Consider the following 26,616-nt stretch of genomic DNA (forward strand, 5'->3'; position numbering starts at 1 on the left):
ATCAGGCAAATGTGTAGTCGCTCAACGGGAATCGTGAAGCTTCGGCGACGGCCCGGCGGGTCGTCATCGGCCGGAGCAGCGTTGCCTCGCCGCTCGGATTGAAATAGTACGACCGTGCCGATGCGCAGTTACCGAGGGTGAACAGTGAATCGCCCAGCGCGTCGGTCATCCGGTCCAGATAACGGGAGTTGGCCTGCTCGGTGACCTCGAACGTCGTCGCGTTCCGGCGCTTGAGTTCGCCGAACAACCGGTCTATCAGGTGCATCTGATACTCCATCGTGTTGAAGAAGTTCAGCCCCAGGAAGGCGTATGGACTGGCCAGGCTCAGGTAGTTCGGGAAGTACGGCATCGAGACGCCCTGGTAGGCCTGGAACCGGGTCTCCCGCCACCACTTTCCGAGGTTGCGGCCGTCACGCCCGATCACCTCGATGGCCGGGAAGTTGGCGTCCCACAGATCGAACCCGGTCGCCAGCACCAGGGTGTCGATGTCCGTCCGGGTGCCGTCGGCGTTGACGATCGCCCCCGGTTCTATGCGTTCGATGCCGTCGGCCTGGAGGTGCACGTGCGGTTTGGCGAACGCGCGGTAGTAGCCGTTGGAGAACGTCGGGCGCTTGCAGCCGAAGTCGTAGTCCGGGGTCAGCTTGCGGCGCAGTTCGGGGTCTCGGATCGAGGCGAACCGGTGCAGCTTGGCCAGGTCGGCCGCGGCGATGTTGAACCGCCGGAAGTACCGGTGCTTGAGCACGGCAGTGTCGACCATGAATGCGTAGATGGCGTCGGTGACAGCGCGCAAGGCCCGCTGGGTCAGGGGGACCCGGGCGAACAGCGCCTTGACCTGCTCGGAGAACCGCAGGTCGATCTTGGGGACGACCCAGATCGGGGTGCGCTGGTAGACCGTCAGGTCCGCGGCCTTGCGGGCCAGCTCCGGGATGAGCTGCACGGCAGTGGCGCCCGTGCCGATGATCGCGATCCGGCGGCCTTCGGGCCGGTAGCTGTCGTCCCAGTCGGTGGTGTGGATGAGCTTGCCGGTGAAATCGGTGATACCGGGGATGTCGGGTGTATAGGGCTGGGAGAGGAAGCCGGTGGCGGTGAGCAGGAAGCGGGTGCTCACGGTCTCGCCACTGGCCAGGGCCACCTGCCAGAGGGCGGCCTCGTCATCCCAGTGGGCACCCTCGACGGTGGTGTTGAACCGGATGTGGCGGCGCACGTCGTACTTGTCGGCGACATCGTCGGCGTACTGCTTGATCTCGGTGCCGGTGGAGAACAGCCTCGACCAGTTCGGATTCGGCTCGAAGAAGTACGAGTACGTCGTGGTCGGCACGTCGACGGCCAGCCCTGGGTAGTGGTTGACGTACCAGGTGCCACCCAGGTCGTCCTCGCGATCCAGGATCACGAAGTTGTCGATACCCAGCCGTTTGAGCTGGATGGCGGCGCCGATGCCGGCGAATCCCGCGCCGACGACGACTGCCTCATATCCCGGGCTCATGCTGCAGACAGTACCGCAGGTACCGGGTACTTTGTCGAGGGCTCAGTTACCTCGGGGCTCAGTCGTCGATGCGCGTCGGCGGGTCGGCGAACGGGAGATCCCCCGGAGCGATCTCGTGGCCGGGACCCATCAAATCGCAGCGCTTGACCGGCACCAGGTGGGAGCTGAAGCCGCTGGGCACGTAGCCCCAGGTGCCCATGCACCGCTGCCAGGTGCCGTCTGGTTGGACAGGCCCGTCGCACTTACTGATCACCGGCCCGCCGTACTGGCAGCCGGCGACGGCCGGTGGCGCCGAGGCGATCAACCCGCCGGCCATCAGCGCGACAGCTACGCCGCCGACCATGTAGAGCTTCATGAGGTTCTCCCTGTCCTATCCGTGTGGGTTTCGCCAACGCTGCGGGTCGCATTCCAAACCGGCCCGGTCCCAGCGGGCCAGATCTGCTGCTGCGGCGTAGGTCGATTGCAGGAAATCCATCAGTGCGCGGTCCGGCTCGGCGGCCGCCCGCACCTCTTCGTAGGGGAGCAGGAACTGCCTGAAGTCCGGGCTGTAGAACGCCGCGTCCGGGCCCACACGATAGTCGGCGAAGCCTCCCGGCTCGGGGTAGGCGTAAGCGTAGAAGGCGCCCTCGTCGCCACCGCCGGGCCAGAAACCGCAACTGCTCAACTCGTGCGAATACCCTTCCACCATCACCCAATCGCCGCAGTTGGGTGCACCACCGGGGTGTTCGGGAGCGGGCCGGCCGGAGAATCTGGTGCAGGCCAGGTCGAACGAGCCCCAGAAGAAGTGCACGGGGCTCACCTTGCCGATGAAATACGAACGGAATTCGCTGATCACCCGGTGCGCCTGGACCAGCTGGCGCCAGAACAGGTTCGCGGCATCGGGGTCATACGAGGCGTGTTGGTGATCTTCGGCAAACGGTATGGCGGCGGCGACCTCGTTGGGACTTGCCGAGATCTGCGCTTCAATGCCCAGTTGTCGCAGCGCGGTGAAGGTTTCGTCGTAGAACTCGGCGACCGATTTCGGCTTCAATGCGACAGTTCGCGACCCGCCATCGCTGGTGTGGATCGCAAGTACGTGGTCGATGAAGTCGAACTCCATGTCGAACAACTGGTTTCGATACGGAATCGACGACGTGGTCAGCCCGCGCGGGCTCACGTAGAAGGTCACCTGCCACCAATGATTGATCAGTGGTGATTGCGTCAGCCGGATCTTCCCTACGATCTGCGTCCACATATGCAGGGTCTCGCGGGTGGGCTCCCAATCCGATACCCGTAGCGCGGGCCAAGCGTTGCCTGATCGGGCGCTCATGAGACAGATGCCACCTTCCGCCCCTGACGACTCGTCGATCTCCAACCTCGGTGACGCAAGCCTAGCTGCGTGTCACCGACGTTAGCGGCGGAACGATGGCACCGTCTCGGTACTCCTCCTCGTGATGCGTGCCGGGATCGGCGCGGCGGCGATGACGGTGAAGGGGGTCTCCACCGGGAAGTCGTCGTGGAGGGAGGTCACAGCGACCTCGCGCACGATGGTCGCCAGCGCCAAGGTGGCCTCCAGCATGGCGAAGTGATCGCCGACGCAGGACCGCGGGCCACCACCGAAAGGCAGGTACTGCCAACGATTTCGACCTGCTGAACGTTCCGGGCTGAACCGGTCGGGGTCGAAGCTCAGCGGATCGTCCCACAGCGCCGGATCGCGGTGCATGACGTAGAAATTGACCATCGCCATGGTGCCGGCCTCGGCGCGGTAGCCGTCGACGGTCATCTCCTCGTTGAGCATCCGTGGGGTGCCGGCACCGGGCGGGCAGAGCCGCAGTGCTTCGTGCAGCACTCGCACGGTGTGTTCGAGGTGCGGCACATCTTCGGGCGTCAGCGTGCGGTCGCCCAGTGCCGCGACTTCGTCATACAGGCGGGACTGCAGATCGGGATCGCGGCCCAGCGCCCACAGCGAGTAACACAGCGTCGTCGAGGTGGTGTCATGCCCGGCGAGCATGAAAAGCACCAATTCATCGCAGATCTCGTCGTCGGTCAGCTTCCGGCCGGTTTCCGGGTCACGAGCCTCGATGAGCGCGTGCACGAGCGGTGCATCCCGATCGGGATCGGCGCATGCCGCGGCGAGGATCTCGGCGGCCAGCCGATGCAGCTGGGCATTGGCCGCCCTGGCCCGACGCTGGCCGCCGGTGGGCACCCACTGGGGGAAGTTGACCGGGCGGACCGCCCGATCGGAAATCCAGGACAACGCGGTACGCAGCGCGGGGCCCACGTCGTCCGCGCTCTCGTCGAGATCCACGCCGAACACCGAGCGGCCCAATGCCCGCAGCGTGAGCGCCCGGCACGCGACATCCAGATCGACCGTCGTACCGTCGCGCCAGTCACCGGCGATCGAATCCGCCGCGGCGGCCATGTGCCCGGCATACCGTGGCACGTTCTGCTTGGTGAACATCGGCTGCAGCGTTCGCCGTCGCGGCAGCCAGCGCTCGTGCGGCAGGTTCAACAGGTTGCCGCCCATCAGCCGGCGTAGCTCGACCATGTTGAGGGCGGTGCCGCGATCGGCGATCGCATCACGGCGGCCCAGGACATCGCGCGCGCCCTGCGGCGACGTGACCAACAGGACCGGGGGCATCAGCCACCGCGGGCCGAGCACCATCCGGCTGACGGGGCCTCCGGCATCGCGGAGCCGCTGATGCCCCTCGATGAAGGACCGCATCGCCTTGATCGTCTGTCGGTAGGACAGCGGATTGCGCGGTGCGAGCGGCAGGGTGGCTGCGGCGCGCGTATCGATCTCGACCATGGATCGAGTGTCTGACCACGCGGTCTGGGCGGCCTAGAGTAGCGCGTTACCCTATTTTGCCGGTGCGGGGGTTTTTGCTGGTGGCGATACACGTCACGCTACGGTCCCCGCGTTGCCAGGAGTCCACCGTCGGGTACAGGACGAACAGCTGGATCCCGGATTCCGAGTTGGCGTCGGGGGCGTACTGGGCCAGTGCCGGCGCGCACTTGTCGGCGTACTTCACCACCGTGGCATCGCCCGGGAAATCCCCGTCGGGCAGTGGCAGCACCGCGAACACCTCACCCTTGTGCGGCTGATCGCAACCCACTGTCTTCACGTACAGCACCCGGCTGCTGTCGGGTATCTCGGTCAGGCAATCACCCGAGCGGACCTGGCTGGCCTCCGTCGCGCCGCGGTCCCGGACGAGATAGAACACCGCGCCGGCGGCGACCACGATCGCGACCAGCACCACGACCGCCAACAGCGCCCACTTGAACGCGGGGGACTTCTTCGGTGTCACCGAGAACTGATCGGGGCCGGTGGAATACGGCTGCGGCGGGGGTGGCGGGTAACCGCGAGGCGGCGGGCCCTGCGGGCCGGGGGAACCGGGCGGATAGGTCATGGTTCGACGATATCGAGTGCCCGCAGCGCCGCGTCCACCGCAAGGCCCGGCACGTTCGCAGTCTTGGATCCGAGGTCGTGACGGGCACCGTCGATGACCACCAGCTCGGTCGGTCCGCTCACCAATGCAGCAGCCGCCGTGAGCTCGTCGATCGTGCCGAACGGGTCGGAGGTGCCGTGGGTGAATACCGTGGGCACCGTGATGCCGGGCAGATGTTCGGTGCGGGCGCGTTCCGGCTTGCCCGGCGGATGCAGCGGGTAGGAGAAGAGAGTGAGCACATCGGGGACCGCCCTCGGCTCGTTTCCTTCGCCGGCGACCATCGAGGTCATCCGCCCGCCGTAGGAATGCCCACCGGCAATCACGGAGCCTTCGGTGAGGCCGCGGGCCAGTGCGATCGCCTCGGCGATGCCTTCCTGGTCACCTGCCGCCGATCCCGACGGCGGGCCCTTGGGCCTGCGACGACGGTAGGGCAGGTTGTACCGGATGGCCAGCCAGCCGCGGGCGGCCCATTCGTCGCAGATCTTGACCAGCATGGCCGAGTCGCGGTTGCCGCCCGCGCCGTGGGTGAGCACCACGACGCCGGCCGGGGTGGTCTCGGGTTCGTGGGCGACGCCCGCGATGGCGTCGAGGTTCATGACTGCAACCGGAACAGGGCGTTCACCGGGCCGTGGCCGTGCCCCAGGGGATAGGCAGCCCGGATACATTCTGTCACCCAGGCCTTGCCGAACTCCACTGCCTGAGGAACCGAATAGCCGTGTGCCAGTGCGCAAGCCGTCGCCGCGGCCAGGGTGTCACCCGCTCCGTGGTCGTTGCCGGTATCGATCCGCGGCGCGGCGAACTCGTGGAACTCCGTGCCGTCGAACAGCAGATCGGGGCTGGCCGACGACGAGCGCAGGTGCCCGCCCTTGACCAGCGCCCACTGCGGACCCAGCGCGTGCAGCGCGCGCGCCGCGTCCCGCTGCGAGGCCTCGTCGACGACCTCGATGTCGACGAGCAATCGCACCTCGTCGAGGTTCGGGGTGACCAGCGTGGCGAGCGGGAACAATTCGGTACGCAGTGCATCGAGGGCGCTGTGGTGCAGCAGTGGGTCGCCGTGCATCGACGCGCACACCGGGTCGACGACAAGGGGCACGTTCGACGCCAGACCCTCGGCCCGCCACGTCTCGGCGATCGTGGTGATGATCGCCGAGGACGCCAGCATCCCGGTCTTGGCCGCCTGGATGCCGATATCGGAGGTGACGGCTGAGATCTGGCCGGCCACGACATCGAGGGGGATCTCGTGGAAACCCTTGACGCCCACCGAGTTCTGGACCGTCACCGCGGTCACCGCGACGCAGCCGTGCAGGCCGAGCATCGCGAAGGTCCGCATGTCGGCCTGGATGCCGGCACCACCGCCGGAGTCGGATCCGGCGATGGTCATCACTCGCAGCGGCGTGTCACCCGCGGCGACCAGCGGCAAGAAGTTCACAGTGGCCTCACGTGGTCAAGGGTAGATAAACCCGGTTTCCGTGGTCGGCGAACTCCTGGGATTTCTCCGCCATGCCGCGCGCGATCTCGTCCGCCGACTCCGGTGCGGTGCCGTCCGGATACGCATCCCGGATGTCCTGCGTGATGCGCATCGAACAGAACTTGGGGCCACACATCGAGCAGAAGTGTGCGGTCTTGGCCGGTTCGGCGGGCAGCGTTTCGTCGTGGAACTCACGCGCGGTGTCGGGATCGAGGGACAGGGCGAACTGATCGTGCCAGCGAAACTCGAAGCGTGCCTTGGAGAGTGCGTCGTCTCTTTCCTGCGCCCGCGGATGCTGCTTGGCCAGATCGGCGGCGTGCGCGGCGATCTTGTAAGCGATCACGCCGTCCTTGACGTCCTTGCGATCCGGCAGGCCCAGGTGCTCCTTGGGTGTGACGTAGCACAGCATCGCGGTGCCGGCCTGGGCGATGATGGCCGCGCCGATCGCCGAGGTGATGTGGTCATAGGCCGGGGCGATGTCGGTGGCCAGCGGGCCGAGGGTATAGAACGGTGCCTCCTCGCACCATTCCTCTTCGAGCCGCACGTTCTCCACGATCTTGTGCATCGGGACATGGCCCGGGCCTTCGATCATCACCTGCACGCCATGGGATTTCGCGATCTTGGTCAGCTCACCCAGAGTGCGGAGCTCGGCGAACTGGGCCTCGTCGTTCGCGTCGGCGATCGACCCGGGCCGCAGCCCGTCGCCCAGGGAGAACGTCACGTCATAGCGGGCCAGGATCTCGCAGAGTTCCTCGAAGTGGGTGTACAGGAACGACTCGGTGTGGTGCGCCAGGCACCAGGCCGCCATGATCGACCCGCCGCGGGACACGATGCCGGTGACACGCTTGACCGTCAGCGGGATGTAGCGCAGCAGCACCCCGGCGTGCACGGTCATATAGTCGACGCCCTGCTCGCACTGCTCGATCACGGTGTCGCGGTACATTTCCCACGTCAACTTGGTGGGGTCACCGTTGACCTTCTCCAGCGCCTGGTAGATCGGCACGGTCCCGACCGGGGCCGGGGAGTTGCGCAGAATCCACTCCCGGGTCAGGTGGATGTCCTTGCCGGTCGACAGGTCCATGATGGTGTCGGCACCCCACCGGGTGGCCCACACCATCTTGTCGACCTCCTCGCCGATCGAGGAGGTGACGGCCGAATTGCCGATATTGGCATTGACTTTCACTCCGAATGCCTTGCCGATGATCATCGGCTCGATCTCCGGGTGATTGTGGTTGGCCGGTATCACGGCCCGCCCCCGGGCTACTTCGGCACGCACCAATTCAGCCGAAACGCCTTCGCGTTCAGCGATGTACGCCATTTCGGCGGTGATCTCCCCGGCGCGGGCCCGCTGCAGTTGGGTGCCGCGGTCTTTGTGAACTCCGGGACGCGCCGGCAGGCCGGCGTTCAGGTCGATCACCGCGCTGTCGTCGGTATACGGCCCCGAGGTGTCGTACAGGTCCAGATGTTCGGAGTTGGTGAGGTTCACCCGGCGAAACGGCACGTGCAGCGTCGTGCCGTCATGGTTGATCTCGCGATAGACCTTGGTGCTTCCGGTGATCGGACCGGTGGTGACAGAAGGGTCGGCAAAGCCGTCAAAAACAGAACTGCTCATGAAAATCTCCCTACGCCGGCATTACCCGGTCAGGTTCGTACGGTCGACGGGCCTACCCGTCCTCTCAGCGCGCTCGTGCGCACTCCCGCGTGTGTGGTTTGCAGGGCCCAACCTAGCGCAGACGCTGCGCGGTGGGGAACCCCGGAGGCTGCCGTTTCCGGCAACTGGGCTGTGTCGGGGGTGGTGGTGCGACCCTGAGGTGGAAACCGGCGAGTTCGCGAACTCGGGGGCTTGGAGTTGCCGCGGCTTGATTTGCATAGCTAATATATGTGTTTTGCACGTTTTGGGCCGGCGACGGCCCTGGATATAGCCCTTGACGCGATACGAGATGCGAACACCAAATGACGACTGACGCCGAAGTGACGAACCCGCCGGGCGGGGGCGACTCCGCCCTGGCCGAGACCGCTGACCGCCGCAAACGGATGGATCACGATCACCCGTTCTACAAGTGGGTGGTGCTGTCCAACACCACGTTGGGCATCCTGCTGGCCTCCATCAATGCGTCGATCGTGTTGATCTCGCTGCCGGCGATCTTCCGTGGCATCGGGTTGAACCCGTTGGCTCCCGGCAACGTCAGCTACCTGCTGTGGATGCTGATGGGCTATCTGGTGGTGACCGCGGTGCTCGTCGTGCCGTTCGGACGCCTCGGCGACATGTACGGCCGGGTCCGCATCTACAACCTCGGCTTCGTGGTGTTCACCGTGGCCGCGATCGCTCTGTCGTTCGACCCGTTCCAACTCGGAGGCGGCGCCGTCTGGCTCATCGGCTGGCGCGTGGTCCAGGGTGTCGGCGGTGCCATGCTGATGGCCTCGTCGTCGGCGATCCTCACCGACGCCTTCCCGGCCAACCAGCGCGGCATGGCGCTGGGCACCAATATGGTGGCCGCCGTCGCCGGGTCCTTCCTCGGGTTGCTGATCGGCGGCTTCCTGTCCGAGTGGCACTGGAAGGCCGTCTTCTGGGTGGGCGTGCCGATCGGCGTCATCGGCACCATCTGGAGCTACCGCTCACTCAAGGAACTCGGTGTCCGCACCGCCGGACGCCTCGACTGGGCCGGCACGCTGACCTTCGGGCTGGGCCTCACGGTCCTGCTGATCGGCATCACCTACGGCATCCAGCCCTACGGCGACTCGACCACCGGCTGGACCAGCCCGTGGGTGCTGGGCTCCATCGCCGTGGGCCTGCTGTTGCTGGTGGCGTTCTGCGTCGTCGAATCGAAGGTGTCGTCGCCCATGGTCGACATCCGATTGTTCAAATCGGCGGCCTTCGGGATGGGCAACCTGGCCGGCCTGATGTCCTCGGTGGGCCGCGGTGGGCTGCAGTTCATGCTCATCATCTGGTTGCAGGGCATCTGGCTGCCGCTACACGGCTACAGCTTCGAGTCCACCCCGCTGTGGGCCGGCATCTACCTGTTGCCCGTCACCATCGGGTTCCTGGTCGCCGCGCCGATCGCCGGATCGCTCTCCGATCGAATCGGCGCGCGGCCGCTGACCGTGGGCGGCATGCTGCTGATGGCAGCCACGTTCGTGGCGCTCCTGCTCATCCCGGTCAACTTCGACTACTGGGTATTCGCAATCCTGGTGTTCCTCAACGGCTTGGGCGGCGGAATCTTCACCGCACCCAACACCGCGGCCATCATGTCCAGCGTGCCGGCCGATCAACGCGGTGCTGCCTCCGGCGTACGGTCCACCTTCTTCAACGCCGGCAACTCGCTGTCGATCGGCATCTTCTTCTCGCTGATGATCGTCGGGCTGGCCAACACCTTGCCCGCGGCGTTGACCACCGGCCTGACGCAGCAAGGTGTTTCGGCCTCGGTGGCCCACGACGTGGCCAACCTGCCCCCGGTCGGCAGCCTGTTCGCGGCCTTCCTGGGCTACAACCCGATGGCTGAGCTGCTCGCGCCGTACGACGCGCTGCACCAACCGGGAGTGAACGCGGACGTCATCACCGGACAGACATTCTTCCCTCAGCTGATCACCGAGCCGTTCCATTCCGGCCTGACGGTGGTGTTCGCCGCCGCGGCGGTGATGATGGTGATCGGCGCGGTGGCGTCGATGTTCAGCGCGGGCCGCTATGGGACGGAGGCGGGAGCCGACAATCAGGCCTGAGAGGCGGGAGCCGACAATCAGGCCTGAGAGGCGGGAGCCGACAATCAGGCCTGAGCGGGCCGGTCAGCAAACGGTTTTTGGCCGCCTGTCATGGGATACTGCCCGCCATGGTCGCTCACACATTGGCCGCCGCCGGAAGCGCCGCGGAATCCGCGGGCTATGTCATCGGCTCGCTGCTGATCCCGGGGTTGGGGCTGCTGCTGCTCATCCTCGGCCTGGTTCGGCGTTCGTCGTCCCGGTCCAAGCTGAGCGGCCAGCCCGGGTACCCGCCGGGCGCTTATCCGCAACCCGGGTACCCGCAGGGCTATCCGCAGCCGGGTTACCCGTACCAGGGTTACCCGCAGCAGCCCGGCTATCCGCAGCAGGGTTACCCACAACAGCCCGGCTATCCACCGGCCCCGCCGCAGGCCTACGGCGCGCCACCCAAGAAGTCGGGCACGGCATTGATCGTGATCGGTGCGGTTCTGCTGGTGCTCGGCCTGTTGGGATTGGCGGGGCGGGTGGCCTCACACAAGCCGGAGTCGAGTTCGCGTTCGGAGTCGAATTCCAGCGCCGCGCCCAGCTCGAGCTCAGATTCCGGGTCCTCGAAGTTCGGGGCCTCTGGTGACTTGGCAGTGGGGGAGTGCATCACCAGCGATCAGTACGCCACGGCGGGAATGGACCTCACCCCGTCCGGCTGCAGCAACCCGGAGGCCATTTACGAGTTGGTGTCCAAAGGTGGCGGATCCGCGACCTGCCCGGACGGCAAACGGGCCGAATCCGACTACTCCGTGCTCATGGACGAGTCCCGCACCTACTGCTTCATCCTCGACGTCGAGGAAGGCGAGTGCTTCAACATCAACGACAAGCTCATCACCCCGACGGAATGCTCCGACCCGAAGGCTGCCATCAGGATCGTCAAGCGGGTTGACGGTTCAACCGACCCCGCAGTCTGTGGTTCCGGCTCACGCGCAGTGGCCTTCCCTGAGCCGGCGCGGGTCTACTGCGCGGGGAAGCCGTCGTAGCCGACCTAGACTCGGGCCGGTGACGACTACACAGCGCCGCGGATTCAACGACGCGATCACGCGCTTCTGGAGTTTTGCCGCACCGGCCTACGACCAGGGTTGCCTGCAGCGGTGGGTGTACCGGCCGGCCCAGGATGAGGTGATCGCCCAAGTTCAGGGGCGCGGCGCCCGTGCGATCGCCGACATCGCCTGCGGTACCGGCATCCTGGCCGACCGTATCCAGCGGGAACTGCAACCCGATGAGGTCTATGGCTTGGATATGTCCGACGGCATGCTGGCCCAGGCCCGCAAGCGTTCGGGTGACGTGCGGTGGAAGTCGGCCCCTGCCGAGGAGTTGCCTTTCCAGGACGCGTTCCTGGACGCGGTGGTGACCACGTCGGCATTCCATTTCTTCGATCAGCCCGCCGCGCTCGCGGAGTTCTACCGGGTGCTGGCGCCCGGGGGGATGGTGGCGGTGACGACGATGAGCCCTCGTCGGACGTTCCTGCCGCTGCATGCGCTGTCGGCCGACCTGGTTGCGCCCGCGCACAGCCCCACCGAGAAGGAGATGCGCGCTCTGTTCGAGGCTGCCGGATTCACCGTCGCCGAACAGCATCGGGTACGCCGGCCGGTGTGGACGCCGATCTCCGACGCCATCACCGTGGGGGTCAAACCGTCATGACCGAGAACGACGACAGCCAACCCCAGATCAGCGGTTCGGTGCAACTGCGCCGCGATCGCTGTGCCACAACAACCGCCGACCAGCGGCTGCTGGACCGGCGCGGCCCCGCTGACTGGGCGCACACCGATCCGTGGCGGGTGATGCGCATCCAGGGCGAGTTCGTCGACGGGTTCGATGCCCTCGCTGAAATGCCGAGAGCTGTCACGGTTTTCGGATCAGCCCGCACGGAACCGCACTCGCCGGAGTACCGGTTGGGCGAGGAATTGGGTATTGCGCTGGTGCGAGCGGGCTATGCGGTGATCACCGGTGGCGGTCCGGGCTCGATGGAGGCGGTCAACCGCGGGGCCAGCGAATCCGGGGGCTACTCGGTCGGACTCGGCATCGAACTGCCCTTCGAGCAACACCTCAACCACTGGGTCGATCTCGGCATCAACTTCCGCTACTTCTTCGTCCGCAAAACCATGTTCGTCAAATACGCGCAGGCATTTGTGTGCCTGCCGGGCGGATTCGGCACCCTCGACGAACTGTTCGAGGCGCTGACCCTGGTGCAGACCCGCAAGGTCACCCAGTTTCCGATCATCCTGCTGGGCGTCGACTACTGGTCGGGCCTGATCGACTGGATCCGCAATACGGTTCTGCGCGAAGGAAAGGTGTCCGAATCCGACCTGGCCTTGATCCACTGCACCGACAGCGTTGCCGAAGCGGTGGACCTCATCGCCGCGTCAGCGCGGTAGCCGACGAGTAGCGGCGCGGCTTGCCCGGCCCCAACTCGGCCAGCGTCGTCACGCGGGTCACCTCGGCCGGCTGCCCGAGTAGAAGAGCCAGCGCCTCGGTCACCCGGTGCTGGTCACCGGACGCTATCACCGCCGAGACGCGTCCGTCCGCGTCCTGGTTGACGCTCCACCCGCGCGCGCCCGCGGCCTGCAACTGCTGGGTGAGGTCGACACACGGCACCGCGATGCCTGTCGCCGACACGAAAACCGTTGCCTCCCTGCCCTCCAGCTCGGCAAGGGCCGGTCGTCCTCGGTGGGTCACCAACCGCGCGTAGTCGCCGGTGCGGTAGCGCACCAGCGGCAGAAACTGGTTCTCTCCACACGTCACCACCACCTCACCGGCCAGCACCTCGACGTGTACGCGTCGCTCGGCCACCACGAACGGTCCGCCGTCGTCGCTGACCGCGATGGGTCGGGTCTCGTGCAGGCCGTAGACATCCAGGACCGGGCAGTCGTAGGCCGCCTCGAGGGCCCGGCGCAACGGGGTGGTCAGCGTCATCGCCCCGGAGATCAGGGCCAGCGGCCGCAATACCGCGGCGAGCCCGGGTTCCAGCAGCACCTCCAGCGAAGTGGGGGTCCCGCTGATCACCTGGGGATCGGTGTGCCTCAGATACGCGTCGCGCTGTGTGTCCCCACCTGCCCAGGCGGCCGGATGCAGGTTCAGCCGAGCCATCAACGCCTCGTCGAAGCCCGGGACCACCGAGGTATAGGTGAACGCCTGCCGCTGAAACACCGTCTGTGCCAATGCCATCCGATGGTCCACCGGCTCCCATTCGGCGCCGACCAGCCCGCGCAGCCAGTGAAATCCTCGAGCCAACTCGTCCGGGTCGTCGGGCATCACCAGGGCGGCGCCAGTGCTGCCCGAACTCGTGCCGTGCAGCATCCGGCTCAGGTCGGCGCCCGGCGGGACGAACGCCGCGATGTCATCGACCAGGTCTTCGCGTCCGATCAGCGGGAAGTCGGTGAGACTGTCCAGCGGGTCCGCGAGGTGCCGATAGGCGGGCAGGGTGCGGGCCAGCGCGAGATGCCGCGGCAGCCAATCATCAAGCGGCAGTTGCCGGGTGGCGGCTTCCTGCTGGGTGGGAGTGAGCCGGTGCCCGACGCGGTGGCACCAGGCCGGCGCGAAGGGGTGCTGTTCCAGGGCGGTCAGCCGGTCCCGCCCGGCCGTCGACAGGCCTGGCCAGCGCTGCTCGTCGGTCAGCGCCACCTGGCCGAACGGAACGTAGTCATCGAGCCGCAGCGGATCGTCACTCACTGTTGTACCTAGCCGCAGCTTCTTTCGCCTTGGCGTCGGCCAGGCGGCGTTGTACGGCCATACGGTGCTCGTGATCGGCCAATGCCTGCGCCAGGGCCCCCTCGCGTCGCACCGAATCGCGCATCTCGAACAACGAACGGGCCTGCACGGCATCCTCGCCGTGCGGCAACAGGCCGTTCCACAGCAGAAACGTGCGCACCGCCTCGTCACGGCGTTCCGCATCGCTGAGCCAGCGGCCGGGATCGACCAGCGGGGCCACCCGAAAAGCCAATGCCAACAACGCGGTCGCAGCCTTGCGGTCATCCAGCGGTGCGGTGAACGGGCCGATGAGATCCGCACTGGCGAACAACCACAACCCGATGGCGGCGCCGCGCCGCGAGGCCGGCGTGCCCCGCTCGGCGATGCGCTGGGCCGCTGCCGCGCAACCGGTGTGGTTGAACACGTCGCATGCCAGCGCCACCACGTCGACGGGGTCGGCGAGAAACGGTTGCGGCGTACTCGCCATCCGCGCCGCGACTTCATCGACCGCGGGGCCGGGCTTCAGCGTCGACCACACCGCCTGCTCGTCCAGTCCCTCGGCGAACCAGTTCGCCAATGCCCCAGTTTCCTCAGCCATGCGACGCCGCCCGCCGATACCCGGCGATGTGCGCGGCCAACCGCGCGCAGACCGCCGGGGCGTTGGACATCTTGTCCAGATAGTCGACGTCGTAACCGGCCTCGGCGGCCGGAACGGCCACCGAACGGGACCGGTTCTGCACCAGCAGGGTGGCGGTGTCGAGTTGCCGCCGCACCGCGGCCGCCACTCCGGCGTACTCCTCCTGGCCGGCGCCGAACAGCGACATCAGGCCGTCGTCGGACAACACCACCAGGTGGCGCAGCTCATCATGGCCGCCTGAAAAACCGTGGTCGCCGGGCGCATATCGGTGCGCCAGCAGGTCGAGGGGAAACACGGTGCTACCGCCGAAGAACGTGGTCAGTTGGCGCATGATCTCCGATCGGTCGCGCGTGTATACGCTGTCCCCGGCTACCTGACCCGGACCCGACCATGACGTGACCCGAACCCGCCCACCGCCTTTGAGTACCGACAGGACGAGGATCATGCCGGCCAGCACGGCCGGGGAGCCGCGTTCGGGACGCGTCATCGAGCCGGACGAGTCGATGTAGAGATCCAAGGTGACGGATTCGGTGGTGATCACCGGATCGTCGGGCAGTTGGGTGCGACGACGCGTGGTCACCCCGGGCACCACCACCGGATTCACGGCGAGGGTGGCGGGCCAGTCCAGCTCGGCGACATCGTCGCCGAGCTCCCATGTCTCCAATGGCCCGGGAATCCCGTGCGTGGCGACGCCGCGGCCGGACTGCAGGAGCGGGCGGATCCACGGCCGGGCCTGCGCCTCGTACCACGCCAGCATCACGGCGCCGGGATCAGACCCGGCGAAGAGGTCCAATGTCTGCGCCACACCGTAACTTTGACCCGGTGCCTGGCCCGGTGGAGAGGCGCCGACGGCGGCCGCCGCCGGGTGCACCGCAGGCTCATTGAGCCGTGGATCGGCCAGCACCTGGCCAAGCTCGGCTGTGGTGGCCGGTGCGCCGCCCTGCTCGGCGCATCCGCCACCGGGCAGCGCGGTGCCGTCGGCAATCATGGATTCCAGCACCAGGTAGGGCACCAGCACCATGCCGAACGTCAGGGCGCCGCCCACCGGATCCGCCCCGAAGGTGCGGATCGCCTGCGCCACATACTCGGCGTCGGCGACGGGTTGCACCGGCTGGCTCAGCAGCAGCTCGTCCTGCAGCGCGCGTACCCGCAAGGCCGCGGCCCGGTGGACGCGCTCCTTCTCCTGCAGATCCTCGCGGACCATCGACACGTCGAGCGTGGCCGGGTCGACATGCTGGCGAGCTTGCACCTCATCTCGAACGGTCTGGGGCACCGAGGGAGGATCTTTGGGGCACAACGTGTTCGACGGCAACGACCACAGCAGCTCGTAGGCGCGCATCAGCACCCACCAGGCCGCGTTCGACACGGGTTCCCGTGCGGTCAGGCTGCGCCACAAGGTGATCATGTCCGGTTCGGCGCCTGGGTGCAGCCTCCGCTGCAAGCGGACCACCCGGTCGTTGATCAGCAGATCCGACCACAGATTGGACAGGTGCCGGGCCGTGGCCGTGACGGGGATGGCCCGTCGCGGATCGCTGGCCACGATCGCCCGGGCCATCTGTTGCAGCAGCTTGAACGAGACGATGCGGGTGCTCGGCGACAGCACGTGATGGCCGATCTCGTGGGCGAATACGCTAACCAGGTGGTGCTGAGCGCCCTGGCGCGCCAGCTCGTCGACGTCGATCGAGATCGACGGCGGGAACGAGAACCAGGCGAACGTACCGGTAGCACTGTCGCGCACCATGTTCGGCGGATGCAGCTGCACACCCCACAGGTCGAGTGCGGTCCGCCAAGCCATGAGCTCGGCGTCGGTGGGCGCCCGTCCGGTCATCTCGGCCAGATCTCGGCCAGGAAGGAAGTGGGGCGCACCACCAGTTGGGCCGTGCCGGGTCCGGCGGACTGGGGACCGGCCGCGGGCGCATCGGAGATCACGTGGCCGAACACGTCGGCATCGATCTGCCAGCGCTGGGCACCCACGTGCACCGTCCAGCCGCCCGACCCACGAGGTGTGGGATCGGTGGGCGGCTGGTCCCACCTGCCGCCGAGGCCGGTAAAGCCGCCGATCCGGGCGATCAACTCACCCGGCGGGCGCAACGGCCAGTAGAACCGGTCGACCGCCTGCCCATCGGTGAAAGGTACGACCGCGTCGACCGGCAGCCCCAGCACCGCGGCCGCGAGATCGATTGGTAACAGCTGCAAGCGGGACAGCGCGTCGTCGCGGATCCCCAGCACCCCGGACCGCCAGGCAGCCACCGCCGCCGCGTTGAACATTGTTTCGGCCGGCGCCGAGATGCGGCTGAGCGCGTGACGGTAACGGTGTGGGTCGCCGCCGAAGCGGGCCACATTGTCAGCCGAGTGCACCAGATCGAGTCCGGGCACCGTCGGAAGGTCGGCGGGCGCGGGCAGGTCAAGGTTGACCTGGTGATACGCCCGGGCAATCACCGGCCGCTCTCCAGCCAGTGCAGATAGTTCGAATACCGTTGGTAGAGATACTTCAACGCGACCAGATCATCGAAATCCCGCCCGTAGATCTTGCCGACGCCCGAGATCGACGAGATGCGGGCCTCGATGGTGGTGAGGCGCCGCGACACCTCGAGCGCGTCCAAGCCGTCCAGGCCGTGGCCGAAGTCGTCGAGCAGTTCGGCCACCGGATCCTCGCCCTCGCGCGCCAGTGCGACGAACTCCCGGCACGAGGTGTCGAACAGGTCGGTCAGCCAGCTCGCCGGGTCCGACGCCAGCTCCCGGTCCGCACCGGTGTCGAATCGGGGATGGGCAGTATTCGGTAACAGCTTGCCGCGCAAGGCAAACGGAACCATCGCCCGCACGTCGTCGAGCGTGACGATGTCGTTGCCCCGGAACCAGGCCAGCGCCTTGGCGTAGAGCACCAGGTTCTGCAGGGAGCGCACCGACACCCCGTTGACGGTCTGTGCGCCGAGATCGACCTGCAGATCGGCGCCCGAATTGGCGTCGATGATCTGCTCCACCTCGAGACCGGCAGTAGCCACCACGTCCTTGGTCCGGTACTCGAAGCGGCGCCCGCCGTGCTGGACGAACTCGAAGTGGCTGACGAAGAACTCCAACCGGCGGCGCACCTCGGTGGGTACCGGAATCCCACGAATCGCCTCGACCATCGCGGCCTGCTCGGCAGCACCGAACACCAACTCGGCGGGCACGTTGTCCTCCGGGCGGTCACCGGCCTCCACCCGGCTCACCAGCTCATCGAGGAATCTACTGTTGAACCCGAAAGCCTGCACCGTCACGTCGATGCGGTCCCGCAGCGCCTGGATCACCGGGAAGGTGCCGCCACCGCCGTCGTCGTTGGCGGTGAAAAACCAGCTCTGCACACCGTGTTCGGGTGCGGTGACGTGCATCTGGTCGTGGCTTTCGACGTAGCCCTCGGCGACCATGGTCAGCAGCGCGGACTGGGTCTTGGTGGGAATCCGGTTGTACTCGTCGACGATCTTGACCGGTGCGGTCAGCCAGCTCTTCCACGCAATGGTGATCTCGGCCAGGCTGCCGGCCTGTACCAGATCGCGCGGCAACGGAATCCCGACCAGATCACCCACGGTCAACTGCGGCTGGCCCTGCTGGACATGGCGACGCACGTCGGCGGGGGTGGACCCGGCCAGCACCCCCATCAGTACCGCCAGGGTGGTCTTGCCGCGGCCCGGGCCGCCGATCAGCAGGCACCTTCCACCGACAGCGAAAGTCAGCAGCGGGACAAGGACATTGGAGGAATAGGCGGCTTGTTTGGGCAGGCTCAAGGACGCCCCCGCATCACCGAGCGGGTAGTTGACGGTGGTGTCCGAACCGAATTCGACGTCGTAGAACGGGGAGATGACGGCCTTGTTGATCAGCCAGAAATAGGCGCGGCGCAGCTTCTCGTCGAGAGTGACCGTCGGCTCTACAGGCGGGGTGAACAGATCGGCGGCAGTGAGGCCGGCGGCCGGCGCGTGGCCCACGGGCAGGGTCGGCGATTTCGATACCGCACTCCACCTGGTCGTCATCTGCCCCCTCCCGTCGGGCCAATGGTAACCGCCCCGCGACGGCCGACAGTGTCAGCCGAGATCGACCACGACCGGGGCATGATCGCTGGGCGCGGTGGTCCCCTTCTTGGGGCGGCGTTCGTCCTTCACGATCTCGGCGTGCGTGACGCGTGCGGCCAGGCCGGGGGAGCCGAGGATGAAGTCGATGCGCATACCGCGACGCTTCTGGAACGCCAGCTGCGTGTAATCCCAGTAGGTGTAGATCCCCGGCCCCGGCGTGAAAGACCGCACCACATCGGTGAATTGGGCGTCGTTCATGGCACGGAAGGCGGCCCGCTCGGGCTCGGACACATGGGTGCGGCCGTCAAAAGCCGCCATGTCCCAGACATCTTCGTCGGTGGGCGCGATGTTCCAGTCGCCAACCAGCGCGATGGGCTGCTCCGGATCCTCCTTCAGCCAACCGCCTGCGGTATCCCGCAGGGCGGCAAGCCAATCCAGCTTGTAGGCATAATGCGGGTCGGCCAGCGTGCGACCGTTGGGCACATACAGGCTCCACACCCGCACCCCGCCGCAGGTGGCCCCCAGTGCGCGGGCCTCGGCGGTGGCCTCCTCCTCGGGCTTGCTGCTCCAGGTGGGTTGGCCCGGAAACCCGATCTCGATGTCGTCGAGGCCGACCCGCGACGCGATGGCCACGCCGTTCCACTGGTTGAGCCCGACGTGGGCCACCTCGTAGCCCAACGCCGCGAACGGCATCATCGGGAACTGCGCGTCGGTGCACTTGGTTTCCTGCATCGCCAGCACGTCGACGTCGGCACGCTCCAACCAGTCGACGACGCGGTCCACTCGGGTTCGGATCGAGTTGACGTTCCAGGTGGCCAGGCGCATGGAGGTAGAGACTACGGGTCAGCGTGAGCCGAGGACATCGTCGGCCGCGACATAACGGGTTTGGTGGTGCAGCCGGAAACCCAGTGCCGTGTACAAGGCGATGGCGGCGTGGTTGTCGACCTCCACCTGGACGTAGGCCTGCCCGGCACCCGCCTCGGCGCCCCAGGTCAAGAGCGCCTCGCACACTGCCCGGGCGTGGCCCTGCCGGCGATGGGAGGGGGAGACCCGAACCGACGAGATGCCCAGCCAGGCCGCGCCATCCGGAGCGCTCGTCACCGCACCCCGGCCGACGGCGCAACCGGGCACCGACGCGAAGGTCAGCCGCCCGTCGACCACGGCGGTCAGGACATCGGCGGGGACCTCGCGTTCGTAGATCTGGAACCACTGTGCGTCCGGTTGCTGCGCCAGCGTGACGCTCGGCGAGGGCCCGGACCGGGAATCCAGCGGGCGCACCATCACCCGGGTCGGCTTGACCCCCGGGGTACGTATCGGCAGCAGCCGCTCCGGCAGGGCCAGCCAGGCCGGCAGGTCACGTTCCCGGTACCAGTCGCGCACCGCGGAAAGATCGGCGATCTGCGCCGACATGTCCAACGGGATCGCCGAATTGGCGCGGCTGGTGACACCGTGGCCGGCGCGCAGCAGCCAGCCGCCCAGCCAGTGCTGCTCGACTCCCGGCCACGCCAGTGCCGCCGCATGCTCGAGCGCGCGGATCTCCGAGGCCCGCACCGGGGCATGCGACAACTCGCGCACGCTGACGATGTCGGCCGGCGCCACGTCGACGATCTCGCCGTCCTTGGTGCGGATCACCACCGTCGGCTCCAGCTGTTCGAGGTGCCCGATGACGTCGGTGAGTGGCTTGGCCGACCCGACGGGCAGCTGATAGCGCAGGCTGACCCGCGACCCGAGCGCGGGTAATTCAGGCATCGGCGGCCTCAGTGACCGAACGGGTCGGGGACCTCGCCCGGCGTCCAGGACAGCCCTGGAACACCCCAGCCGTTGCGCTTGACGGTCTTCTTCGCGGCCCGCGCGTGCCGGCCCACGAGGCGGTCGATATAGAGAAATCCGTCGAGGTGTCCGGTCTCGTGCTGCAGCATCCGGGCAAACAAGTCAGTGCCCTCGAGAGTGACCGGCGAACCGTCGGCATCCAGGCCCGTGACGCGTGCCCAGTCGGCCCGGCCGGTCGGGAAATTCTCGCCCGGCACGGACAGGCAGCCTTCCTCGTCGTCGTCGGGGTCGGGCATCGTCTCGGGAACCTCGGACGTCTCGAGTACCGGGTTGATGACGACCCCGCGGCGGCGCGTGGTCTGGCCGCGCGTCGGGGCGCAGTCGTAGACGAACAACCGCTTGGCCACGCCGATCTGGTTGGCCGCCAAGCCAACGCCGTTCGCGGCGTCCATGGTGTCGAACATGGTCTTGATGAGCTCGGGCAGGTCTGCGGGCAGCGAGCCGTCCGGGCCGACGGGCACCGGCTCGGTCGGTGTGTGCAGAACGGGATCTCCGACGATGCAAATCGGTACGACGGCCATGGGTGAAGCTTAAGGTGGCAATCCTTCTCACCCGACTCGCGGGTTTATGTGTCAGCTCAACCCAGCAAGCCGTGGTTGAATAATCGCCGAACCACAGCGATGTTATTTCTCACGTGTCGGAAGGGTCCAGGGAGCAATATGGACGGCGCCATGGCGCGGACTGAGCAATCCGGGGACGACTCTGACCTGGGTGATGGGCTCACCCGGCGCGAGCACGATATTTTGGCCTTCGAACGCCAGTGGTGGAAGTACGCCGGCAGCAAGGAAGACGCGATCAAGGAGCTCTTCTCGATGTCGGCCACGCGGTACTACCAGGTGCTCAACGCGTTGGTGGACCGCCCCGAGGCGCTGGCCGCCGACCCGATGCTGGTCAAGCGGCTGCGGAGAATGCGCGCGACCCGGCAGAAGGCACGTGCTGCGCGGCGACTCGGCTTCGATATCACCACTTAAAGGTCACGCGGTGAGGCATCGGGCCGTTCGCTCGATACAGTGGTGGCGATGAATCAGCGAGACTCCTCCGGGCTGCCCGTGCGCGCCATGGTGATGGTGCTGTTGTTCCTCGGGGTCGTGTTCCTGCTGGTCGGTTTCCAGGCGCTCGGCTCCGACGACGACAGTTCGGACCAGTCGTCGTCCGTGGCCACCACGAGCGCGACGACCACCACGAAGACATCGGCAAAGGCCGAACCCGCCCCCGAGGCCAAGGCCGACGTGCGGGTGTACAACATCTCCGATGTCCCAGGTGCCGCCGAGACCACCGCCAATCGTCTGCGTGAGGCGCACTGGAATGTCACCGACACCGGCAACCTGACACTTGAAGGTGTTGCCGGCACCACGGTGTTCTTCGGTGAGACTTCAGGTGAGAAGGAAGCCGCCGAGGCCGTGGGCAAGGCAATCCAGGCGCCCGTCGAACCCCGGCGCCCCGAACTTCTCGAGCAACCACCGGGCGTGATCGTGGTAGTCACCGGCTAGGCTTTGGGCATGCTGAAGTCCGTCAGTGTTGCCGTCCTGTTCGCTGCCCCTGTTGTTGCGCTGAGCGCCTGCAGCCCTCCCGGTCAGGTGCCCTCCGACACGCCCGGTACCACCCCGGCGATCTGGACTGGATCGCCTTCGCCCTCGGCCGCTCCCGGTGAGCACGGCAGCGGGCACGGTGCTCAGGGCACCACCGGCGGCGAGACCTTGACCGCAGAGCTCAAGACCGCCGACGGCACGGCCGTGGCAACCGCCGACTTCCAGTTCGCGGACGGCTTCGCGACCGTGACCGTCGAGACCACCACCCCGGGCAAGCTGGCTCCGGGATTCCACGGTCTGCACATCCACTCCGTCGGCAAGTGCGAAGCCAACTCGGTGGCCCCCACCGGCGGTGCGCCCGGTGACTTCAACTCCGCCGGTGGCCATTTCCAGGTGTCCGGACACAGCGGTCATCCCTCCAGCGGTGACCTGAGCTCGCTGCAGATCCGCGCAGACGGCTCGGGCAAGCTGGTGACCACCACCGACGCGTTCACCGCCGAGGATCTGTTGGCCGGCACCAAGACCGCGATCATGATCCACGAGAAGGCGGACAACTTCGCCAACATTCCGCCGGAGAAGTACCAGCAGGTCGTCGGCGGCGCTCCCGGCCCCGATCAGGCGACCATTGCCACCGGCGACGCCGGAAGCCGGGTGGCGTGCGGTGTTATCGGCGCAGGCTGACAGCCGCATCGATTTCGCCGGGTCGCCCCGGCCCACCGTCGGTGTCGAGTGGGAGTTCGCTCTCGTCGACGCCGACACTCGTGACCTGAGCAACGGCGCCGCAGAGGTGATCGCCGAAGTCGGTGAGACCCCGCACGTGCACAAGGAGTTACTGCGCAACACCATTGAGATTGTCACCGGAATCTGTGACAACACCGGTGAGGCGATGGATGACCTGCGCGCCACTCTGGGCCCCGTGCGCAAGATCGTGCACGACCGCGGCATGGAGTTGTTCTGCGCGGGCACCCACCCGTTCGCGAAATGGTCGGCGCAACAGCTGACCGATGCGCCGCGGTACGCCGAGCTGATCAAGCGCACCCAGTGGTGGGGCCGGCAGATGCTGATCTGGGGTGTGCACGTGCACGTCGGGATCTCGTCGGCGCACAAGGTGATGCCGATCATCTCCTCATTGCTCAATCAGTACCCGCATCTGCTGGCGCTCTCGGCGTCCTCACCGTTCTGGGACGGCGAGGACACCGGATACGCGAGCAACCGCGCGATGATGTTTCAGCAGCTGCCCACAGCGGGCCTGCCCTTCCAGTTCCAGGCCTGGTCCGAGTTCGAGGGCTTCGTCCACGATCAGAAGAAGACCGGCATCATCGACCACCTCAACGAGATTCGTTGGGACATCAGGCCCTCGCCGCATCTGGGCACCATCGAGGTGCGGATCTTCGACGGCGTGTCGAACGTACGTGAGCTCGGCGCGCTGGTCGCGCTGACCCACTGCCTGATCGTCGACCTCGACCGCAGGCTCGACGCGGGTGAACAGTTGCCGACCATGCCGCCGTGGCATGTGCAGGAGAACAAGTGGCGTGCCGCCCGCTACGGCCTGGACGCGGTGATCATCCTCGACGCCGACAGCAATGAGCGGCTGGTCACCGAAGACCTCGACGAACTGCTGAATCACCTTGAGCCGGTTGCCAAGTCGCTGGGATGCTCCGACGAGCTCGCCTCGGTGACCGATATCTACCGCGGCGGCGGCTCCTATCAACGGCAGCGTCGCGTGGCCGAAGAGAATGACGGCGACCTGCGCGAAGTGGTTGACGCCCTGGTGAGCGAACTCCAACTGTGAGGATGAGGGTTATGCGGCGGATCGTGGCGGGGATTGTGGTGGCGGGGTTTGCCCTTTCGGGCTGCAGCACCGTCACGGCCGGAACGCCCATGGCCGATCCCGATCAGACCGGGATCTCCACTCCCACGACCACCAAGCGCAGGCCCAGTAGTACGGCGGCGCCGTCGACCCCGGCTTTCCCGCCTCCGGGGACCAGTGGAAAAGCCGGCACCCCGCCGCCCAACGGGATGTCGACCACGTGTCGCGAGTACTCGTCGATGGACGAGGCCGGCCAGCTCGGCATGGTCGAGCTACTGGTGAAGAACGGCTACGCGGGAATGAAGAAGAATCCGTACATCTGGACGTCGTTCATCGGAGCCATGTGCGTTCTGGGCGACCGGGATGCCACCGTGGTCGATGCGATCAACAAAAAGGTGCCGGGCTGACATCCCTGGGATGAATTGCCTTGTAGTGCACTGAGATATAAGGCCAGGCCTGCATCGCGGTGACGCCGTCGAGTCCACGGATGCTCTCGTCGAGCACGTTGAGCAGATCCTCGTCACGGGCGGTCACCACCTCGGCCAGGACATCCCAACGCCCCGCGGTCAGCGCCACATACGACACCGTCTCCACGCGCGTCAGCGCTTCGGCGACCTTCTGCGCGCCGGCCCGGCCGTCGGTGCGGATCGCCACCCAGCTGCTGTGGCGATAGCCGAGGCGCAGCGGGTTGGCGATGCACATCACCCGGGCCGCGCCCGTATCCACCATCCGGCCGTAGCGCGAACGGATCGTGGTCTCGGATAAGCCCAGCGCTGAAGCGAAGTCGCGGAAAGCGGCACGGCCGTCGACGGCGAGCCGGGCAAGGATCGCCCGGTCGATGTCATCGAGCGGACGCGGCCGCACCGCACCTCCGGTCAGCGCACCGGACAGCCGGGCCTGCTGATAGTGCAGCCGCAGGTAGGGGAGCACCTCCACCGAGCGCACCCCCGGCAGCGTCGCGATCCGTCCGAAGGCCACATCGTGCAGTTCCCGGGCGTCGGTGCAGACCAGCTCCAGTACCACTCCGTACGGACCCGTCGTGGCCGTCACGTAATCCGCTTCGGGCAAGTGGGCGAGCTCCGCTGCGAGCTCGACCGGTGTACGCAATCCATCGACGGTCAGCATGGCCAGACCCAGCGCGCCGAACCCCAGGACGGCCGGATCGGTGACGGCGGCGATGGTCATGTACCCCTCGCCCAACAATCGCGAAACACGGCGGCGCGCAGTCTTTTCCGTGATGCCTGCCCGACGGCTCAACTCTGCGTAGGGAAGGCGGCCGTCGGCCTGCAGCAGTTCGATCAACTGGCGGTCGACCGCGTCGAGGTCGGTGTAGCCAGGATCAGAGAGCAGCGTGCGGGCTATCTCAAGCTCCGCTGATGGTGGCATCACCCGAGGCTACCGGCTCGTGCTCATTGACCAAACCGGAGGCGAGGACGATTCTGACCCCATGACAGTCTCACCGATGTTTCCCCTCGAAGTGGCGATGCTGCCCGGTCAGGAACTGCCACTGCGGATCTTCGAACCGCGCTATGTGGCCATGGTGAACGACTGTATGGCCATGTCGGAACCGTCTTTCGGGGTGGTTCTGATCTCGGCCGGTCGCGAGGTGGGCGGCGGTGACCGTCGGTGCGACGTCGGGGCGTTGGCCAACATCGTCGACTGCCAGGAGATCGGGGTCGGCAAATACCGGCTGCTGTGTGTGATGGGTGAGCGAATTCGGGTGCAGCGCTGGCTCGACGACGATCCGTATCCCCGCGCCGAGATCGAACTCTGGCCCGATGAACCGGGCGACCCGGTGGACACCGCCCGCATCAGCGACGTCGAAGACCGGATGGTGGCGCTGCTCGACCGGATCGGTGAGGCCCGTGGCACGCCGATCCGCAGCCGCGAGATCGTGGAATCCGCCGGCGTCGACCCGGGGAACCGCTTGTACGCCTTGGCTGCTCGGCTACCCATGGGGCAGGCCGACCGCTATTCACTGTTGGCCGCGCCGTCGGATGCCGCCCGTGTGGAGGTGCTCAGCGAGGCCGTGGATTCCGTCACCGCGATGGTGGAGTTCCAGCTCTCGGACTGACCGCGTAATACTCAGAGTATGGCTTCTGTGCTGACAACCTCGGACGGCACCGATCTGGCGTTGGAGACGACAGGAACCGGAGCTCCGGTCGTCTTCGTGCACGGGTCCAACGGCGGCCTGGATTCCTGGGCCGACATCGGTCGACGCCTGACCGGTCACCAGGTCGTGCGGTATGCGCGCCGAAACCACCCACCGAGCGCAGTTGGTACGCCGCCCAACAGTTTCGTGGTGGAGGCCGCGGATCTGGAGTGCGTGCTGAGGTCGGTCACCGATGCGTCCGGAACGGGCGCGCACGTCGTCGGCGGATCCTTCGGGGCGACAGTCGCCCTTCACGCCGCGGTCGCCGACTCCGGACGCATCGCTTCCCTGGCGCTGTTCGAGCCGCCCCTGTTGTTGTCCGGTGCGCACCTGTTGCCGGTCCTGGGCCGCTACCGGCGGCTGTGCACGGAAGCCCGTTATCCGGAGGCGCTGGAGCTTTTCGCCCGCGAGGTCGCCTGCGTTCCTTCTGAACTGGTGGAGGCGGCCTCGTTCGACGTCGAAAGCGAAGAAACAGGCCGGATCACCACGCTGTCTGCTGGTGCAGACCTGGAAGCGATGGCCCATGACGGACGTGACGTCGACCGGTGGGCGGCCGTCACCGTGCCGGTGTTGCTCATGCAGGGCGGCCTGAGTTGGCCGCCTCTGCCGGAAGGAATGGACCGCCTGGCGGCGGTACTCCCACACGCTGAGCGAGTCGTTTGGTCTGACCAGTCCCACTTCGCCACCGCCATGGTGCCCGAACGTATTGCCGAGGAGCTTCAGAGCTTCTTTGCCACCGTGTGACGCGTCGCGTCGGGTCAGGTTCAGAAGTGCTGTGCGGGTTGTTGTGGCGAACGTGCAGGCTTTC

Annotated in this window: 28 protein-coding genes and 1 riboswitch; of the genes, 11 read left to right on the plus strand and 17 right to left on the minus strand. The window is 66.9% G+C overall.

The window, feature by feature from the left end:
- Position 1: 1 nt before the first annotated feature.
- From ACZYZF_RS07925 to thiC, 8 genes are all read right to left on the minus strand, one after another.
- On the minus strand, positions 2-1,483 hold the full coding sequence (locus tag ACZYZF_RS07925; RefSeq protein WP_463835214.1) for a flavin-containing monooxygenase: 1,482 nt from the start codon (positions 1,481-1,483) through the stop codon (positions 2-4).
- A 58-nt stretch (positions 1,484-1,541) separates the two neighbouring features.
- Positions 1,542-1,838, minus strand: coding sequence for a CDGP domain-containing protein (locus tag ACZYZF_RS07930; RefSeq protein WP_463742726.1), 297 nt, complete (start codon positions 1,836-1,838; stop codon positions 1,542-1,544).
- A gap of 15 nt (positions 1,839-1,853) precedes the next feature.
- Positions 1,854-2,792, minus strand: a complete 939-nt coding sequence (locus tag ACZYZF_RS07935) for a DUF5996 family protein (RefSeq protein WP_463835215.1) — start codon at positions 2,790-2,792, stop codon at positions 1,854-1,856.
- An 81-nt stretch (positions 2,793-2,873) separates the two neighbouring features.
- Positions 2,874-4,271: a cytochrome P450 gene (locus ACZYZF_RS07940; RefSeq protein WP_463835217.1), complete on the minus strand. Its 1,398-nt coding sequence runs from the start codon at positions 4,269-4,271 to the stop codon at positions 2,874-2,876.
- Positions 4,272-4,317: 46 nt separating this feature from the next.
- Positions 4,318-4,872 (minus strand): septum formation family protein, encoded by a 555-nt coding sequence (locus ACZYZF_RS07945; RefSeq protein WP_463835219.1) that lies wholly within the window; start codon positions 4,870-4,872, stop codon positions 4,318-4,320.
- Positions 4,869-5,507, minus strand: coding sequence for an alpha/beta hydrolase family protein (locus ACZYZF_RS07950; protein WP_463835220.1), 639 nt, complete (start codon positions 5,505-5,507; stop codon positions 4,869-4,871). The genes ACZYZF_RS07945 and ACZYZF_RS07950 overlap by 4 nt, the downstream gene beginning before the upstream one ends.
- Positions 5,504-6,340 (minus strand): bifunctional hydroxymethylpyrimidine kinase/phosphomethylpyrimidine kinase, encoded by an 837-nt coding sequence (gene thiD / locus ACZYZF_RS07955; RefSeq protein WP_463835221.1) that lies wholly within the window; start codon positions 6,338-6,340, stop codon positions 5,504-5,506. Before thiD ends, ACZYZF_RS07950 begins: the two co-directional genes overlap by 4 nt.
- Before the next feature lie 7 nt (positions 6,341-6,347).
- Positions 6,348-7,991: a phosphomethylpyrimidine synthase ThiC gene (gene thiC, locus ACZYZF_RS07960; RefSeq protein WP_463835223.1), complete on the minus strand. Its 1,644-nt coding sequence runs from the start codon at positions 7,989-7,991 to the stop codon at positions 6,348-6,350.
- A riboswitch (TPP riboswitch) is annotated at positions 7,982-8,090 on the minus strand. (Overlaps the previous gene by 10 nt.)
- A 242-nt stretch (positions 8,091-8,332) precedes the next feature.
- Here thiC and ACZYZF_RS07965 point away from each other — a divergent pair.
- From ACZYZF_RS07965 to ACZYZF_RS07980, 4 genes are all read left to right on the plus strand, one after another.
- Positions 8,333-10,096, plus strand: coding sequence for an MFS transporter (locus ACZYZF_RS07965; RefSeq protein ID WP_463835224.1), 1,764 nt, complete (start codon positions 8,333-8,335; stop codon positions 10,094-10,096).
- Between the two features lie 107 nt (positions 10,097-10,203).
- Positions 10,204-11,100, plus strand: coding sequence for an LppU/SCO3897 family protein (locus ACZYZF_RS07970; RefSeq protein WP_463835225.1), 897 nt, complete (start codon positions 10,204-10,206; stop codon positions 11,098-11,100).
- Between the two features lie 19 nt (positions 11,101-11,119).
- A complete protein-coding gene (locus ACZYZF_RS07975; RefSeq protein ID WP_463742717.1) occupies positions 11,120-11,761 on the plus strand; it encodes a class I SAM-dependent methyltransferase in 642 nt (213 codons plus the stop codon).
- Positions 11,758-12,495, plus strand: coding sequence for an LOG family protein (locus ACZYZF_RS07980; RefSeq protein WP_463742716.1), 738 nt, complete (start codon positions 11,758-11,760; stop codon positions 12,493-12,495). The genes ACZYZF_RS07975 and ACZYZF_RS07980 overlap by 4 nt, the downstream gene beginning before the upstream one ends.
- On the opposite strand, the gene ACZYZF_RS07985 is transcribed toward ACZYZF_RS07980, so the two are convergent.
- Genes ACZYZF_RS07985 through ACZYZF_RS08020 form a run of 8 tightly spaced genes read right to left on the minus strand, consistent with a single transcriptional unit; the run spans position 12,473 to position 20,838 of the window.
- Positions 12,473-13,789 carry a phenylacetate--CoA ligase family protein gene (locus tag ACZYZF_RS07985; RefSeq protein ID WP_463835226.1) on the minus strand — a complete coding sequence of 439 codons (1,317 nt, stop codon included), beginning with the start codon at positions 13,787-13,789 and terminating at the stop codon, positions 12,473-12,475. The two genes, ACZYZF_RS07980 and ACZYZF_RS07985, sit on opposite strands and share 23 nt — an antisense overlap.
- Entirely contained in the window at positions 13,782-14,405 is a 624-nt protein-coding gene (locus ACZYZF_RS07990) for a hypothetical protein (protein ID WP_463835227.1), read from the minus strand. The genes ACZYZF_RS07985 and ACZYZF_RS07990 overlap by 8 nt, the downstream gene beginning before the upstream one ends.
- Positions 14,398-16,272, minus strand: coding sequence for a hypothetical protein (locus tag ACZYZF_RS07995; protein WP_463835228.1), 1,875 nt, complete (start codon positions 16,270-16,272; stop codon positions 14,398-14,400). The genes ACZYZF_RS07990 and ACZYZF_RS07995 overlap by 8 nt, the downstream gene beginning before the upstream one ends.
- Complete coding sequence (locus ACZYZF_RS08000) at positions 16,269-16,883, minus strand: hypothetical protein (protein WP_463835229.1); 615 nt, start codon at positions 16,881-16,883, stop codon at positions 16,269-16,271. Before ACZYZF_RS08000 ends, ACZYZF_RS07995 begins: the two co-directional genes overlap by 4 nt.
- Positions 16,880-18,448, minus strand: a complete 1,569-nt coding sequence (locus tag ACZYZF_RS08005; protein ID WP_463835231.1) for an AAA family ATPase — start codon at positions 18,446-18,448, stop codon at positions 16,880-16,882. Before ACZYZF_RS08005 ends, ACZYZF_RS08000 begins: the two co-directional genes overlap by 4 nt.
- A gap of 51 nt (positions 18,449-18,499) precedes the next feature.
- Positions 18,500-19,312, minus strand: coding sequence for an exodeoxyribonuclease III (locus ACZYZF_RS08010; protein WP_463742710.1), 813 nt, complete (start codon positions 19,310-19,312; stop codon positions 18,500-18,502).
- 18 nt (positions 19,313-19,330) lie between these two features.
- Positions 19,331-20,236 (minus strand): N-acetylglutamate synthase, CG3035 family, encoded by a 906-nt coding sequence (locus ACZYZF_RS08015; RefSeq protein ID WP_463742709.1) that lies wholly within the window; start codon positions 20,234-20,236, stop codon positions 19,331-19,333.
- Positions 20,237-20,244: 8 nt separating this feature from the next.
- Complete coding sequence (locus ACZYZF_RS08020; protein ID WP_463742708.1) at positions 20,245-20,838, minus strand: peptide deformylase; 594 nt, start codon at positions 20,836-20,838, stop codon at positions 20,245-20,247.
- Positions 20,839-20,976: 138 nt separating this feature from the next.
- Here ACZYZF_RS08020 and ACZYZF_RS08025 point away from each other — a divergent pair, with 138 nt between their 5' ends.
- From ACZYZF_RS08025 to ACZYZF_RS08045, 5 genes are read left to right on the plus strand one after another with little or no spacing between them, the layout of a single operon-like run.
- Entirely contained in the window at positions 20,977-21,288 is a 312-nt protein-coding gene (locus tag ACZYZF_RS08025) for a DUF3263 domain-containing protein (protein ID WP_217154878.1), read from the plus strand.
- A gap of 48 nt (positions 21,289-21,336) precedes the next feature.
- A complete protein-coding gene (locus ACZYZF_RS08030; protein ID WP_463742707.1) occupies positions 21,337-21,807 on the plus strand; it encodes a LytR C-terminal domain-containing protein in 471 nt (156 codons plus the stop codon).
- A 9-nt stretch (positions 21,808-21,816) separates the two neighbouring features.
- The gene (sodC, locus tag ACZYZF_RS08035; protein WP_463742706.1) at positions 21,817-22,527 is read left to right on the plus strand and encodes a superoxide dismutase[Cu-Zn]; all 711 of its coding nucleotides are present in this window, start codon (positions 21,817-21,819) and stop codon (positions 22,525-22,527) included.
- Positions 22,508-23,638, plus strand: coding sequence for a glutamate--cysteine ligase (locus ACZYZF_RS08040; RefSeq protein WP_463742705.1), 1,131 nt, complete (start codon positions 22,508-22,510; stop codon positions 23,636-23,638). Before sodC ends, ACZYZF_RS08040 begins: the two co-directional genes overlap by 20 nt.
- 11 nt (positions 23,639-23,649) lie before the next feature.
- Complete coding sequence (locus ACZYZF_RS08045; protein ID WP_463742704.1) at positions 23,650-24,063, plus strand: hypothetical protein; 414 nt, start codon at positions 23,650-23,652, stop codon at positions 24,061-24,063.
- On the opposite strand, the gene ACZYZF_RS08050 is transcribed toward ACZYZF_RS08045, so the two are convergent.
- The gene (locus ACZYZF_RS08050; RefSeq protein WP_463742703.1) at positions 24,041-25,042 is read right to left on the minus strand and encodes an Lrp/AsnC family transcriptional regulator; all 1,002 of its coding nucleotides are present in this window, start codon (positions 25,040-25,042) and stop codon (positions 24,041-24,043) included. The genes ACZYZF_RS08045 and ACZYZF_RS08050 overlap by 23 nt on opposite strands.
- Positions 25,043-25,103: 61 nt before the next feature.
- Between ACZYZF_RS08050 and ACZYZF_RS08055 the strand changes: the two genes are divergently transcribed.
- Both ACZYZF_RS08055 and ACZYZF_RS08060 read left to right on the plus strand, forming a co-directional pair.
- Positions 25,104-25,730, plus strand: a complete 627-nt coding sequence (locus ACZYZF_RS08055) for an LON peptidase substrate-binding domain-containing protein (protein ID WP_463742702.1) — start codon at positions 25,104-25,106, stop codon at positions 25,728-25,730.
- A gap of 18 nt (positions 25,731-25,748) precedes the next feature.
- Positions 25,749-26,552 carry an alpha/beta fold hydrolase gene (locus ACZYZF_RS08060; protein WP_463835233.1) on the plus strand — a complete coding sequence of 268 codons (804 nt, stop codon included), beginning with the start codon at positions 25,749-25,751 and terminating at the stop codon, positions 26,550-26,552.
- Positions 26,553-26,616 lie beyond the last annotated feature (64 nt).

This window comes from Mycobacterium sp. IDUB_24 (assembly GCF_055419385.1).

Coding starts and splice junctions, on each gene's coding strand:
- ACZYZF_RS08005 (WP_463835231.1), bottom strand. CDS start 18,448: ATGACGACCAGGTGGAGTGCGGTATCGAAATCGCCGACCCTGCCCGTG.
- ACZYZF_RS08010 (WP_463742710.1), bottom strand. CDS start 19,312: ATGCGCCTGGCCACCTGGAACGTCAACTCGATCCGAACCCGAGTGGAC.
- ACZYZF_RS07980 (WP_463742716.1), top strand. CDS start 11,758: ATGACCGAGAACGACGACAGCCAACCCCAGATCAGCGGTTCGGTGCAA.
- ACZYZF_RS08030 (WP_463742707.1), top strand. CDS start 21,337: ATGAATCAGCGAGACTCCTCCGGGCTGCCCGTGCGCGCCATGGTGATG.
- ACZYZF_RS07925 (WP_463835214.1), bottom strand. CDS start 1,483: ATGAGCCCGGGATATGAGGCAGTCGTCGTCGGCGCGGGATTCGCCGGC.
- ACZYZF_RS08060 (WP_463835233.1), top strand. CDS start 25,749: ATGGCTTCTGTGCTGACAACCTCGGACGGCACCGATCTGGCGTTGGAG.
- ACZYZF_RS07970 (WP_463835225.1), top strand. CDS start 10,204: ATGGTCGCTCACACATTGGCCGCCGCCGGAAGCGCCGCGGAATCCGCG.
- ACZYZF_RS07935 (WP_463835215.1), bottom strand. CDS start 2,792: ATGAGCGCCCGATCAGGCAACGCTTGGCCCGCGCTACGGGTATCGGAT.
- sodC (WP_463742706.1), top strand. CDS start 21,817: ATGCTGAAGTCCGTCAGTGTTGCCGTCCTGTTCGCTGCCCCTGTTGTT.
- ACZYZF_RS07930 (WP_463742726.1), bottom strand. CDS start 1,838: ATGAAGCTCTACATGGTCGGCGGCGTAGCTGTCGCGCTGATGGCCGGC.
- ACZYZF_RS07940 (WP_463835217.1), bottom strand. CDS start 4,271: ATGGTCGAGATCGATACGCGCGCCGCAGCCACCCTGCCGCTCGCACCG.
- thiC (WP_463835223.1), bottom strand. CDS start 7,991: ATGAGCAGTTCTGTTTTTGACGGCTTTGCCGACCCTTCTGTCACCACC.
- ACZYZF_RS08020 (WP_463742708.1), bottom strand. CDS start 20,838: ATGGCCGTCGTACCGATTTGCATCGTCGGAGATCCCGTTCTGCACACA.
- ACZYZF_RS07995 (WP_463835228.1), bottom strand. CDS start 16,272: ATGACCGGACGGGCGCCCACCGACGCCGAGCTCATGGCTTGGCGGACC.
- ACZYZF_RS07945 (WP_463835219.1), bottom strand. CDS start 4,872: ATGACCTATCCGCCCGGTTCCCCCGGCCCGCAGGGCCCGCCGCCTCGC.
- ACZYZF_RS08025 (WP_217154878.1), top strand. CDS start 20,977: ATGGACGGCGCCATGGCGCGGACTGAGCAATCCGGGGACGACTCTGAC.
- ACZYZF_RS08045 (WP_463742704.1), top strand. CDS start 23,650: ATGCGGCGGATCGTGGCGGGGATTGTGGTGGCGGGGTTTGCCCTTTCG.
- ACZYZF_RS08015 (WP_463742709.1), bottom strand. CDS start 20,236: ATGCCTGAATTACCCGCGCTCGGGTCGCGGGTCAGCCTGCGCTATCAG.
- ACZYZF_RS07950 (WP_463835220.1), bottom strand. CDS start 5,507: ATGAACCTCGACGCCATCGCGGGCGTCGCCCACGAACCCGAGACCACC.
- ACZYZF_RS07965 (WP_463835224.1), top strand. CDS start 8,333: ATGACGACTGACGCCGAAGTGACGAACCCGCCGGGCGGGGGCGACTCC.
- ACZYZF_RS07990 (WP_463835227.1), bottom strand. CDS start 14,405: ATGGCTGAGGAAACTGGGGCATTGGCGAACTGGTTCGCCGAGGGACTG.
- ACZYZF_RS08050 (WP_463742703.1), bottom strand. CDS start 25,042: ATGCCACCATCAGCGGAGCTTGAGATAGCCCGCACGCTGCTCTCTGAT.
- ACZYZF_RS08055 (WP_463742702.1), top strand. CDS start 25,104: ATGACAGTCTCACCGATGTTTCCCCTCGAAGTGGCGATGCTGCCCGGT.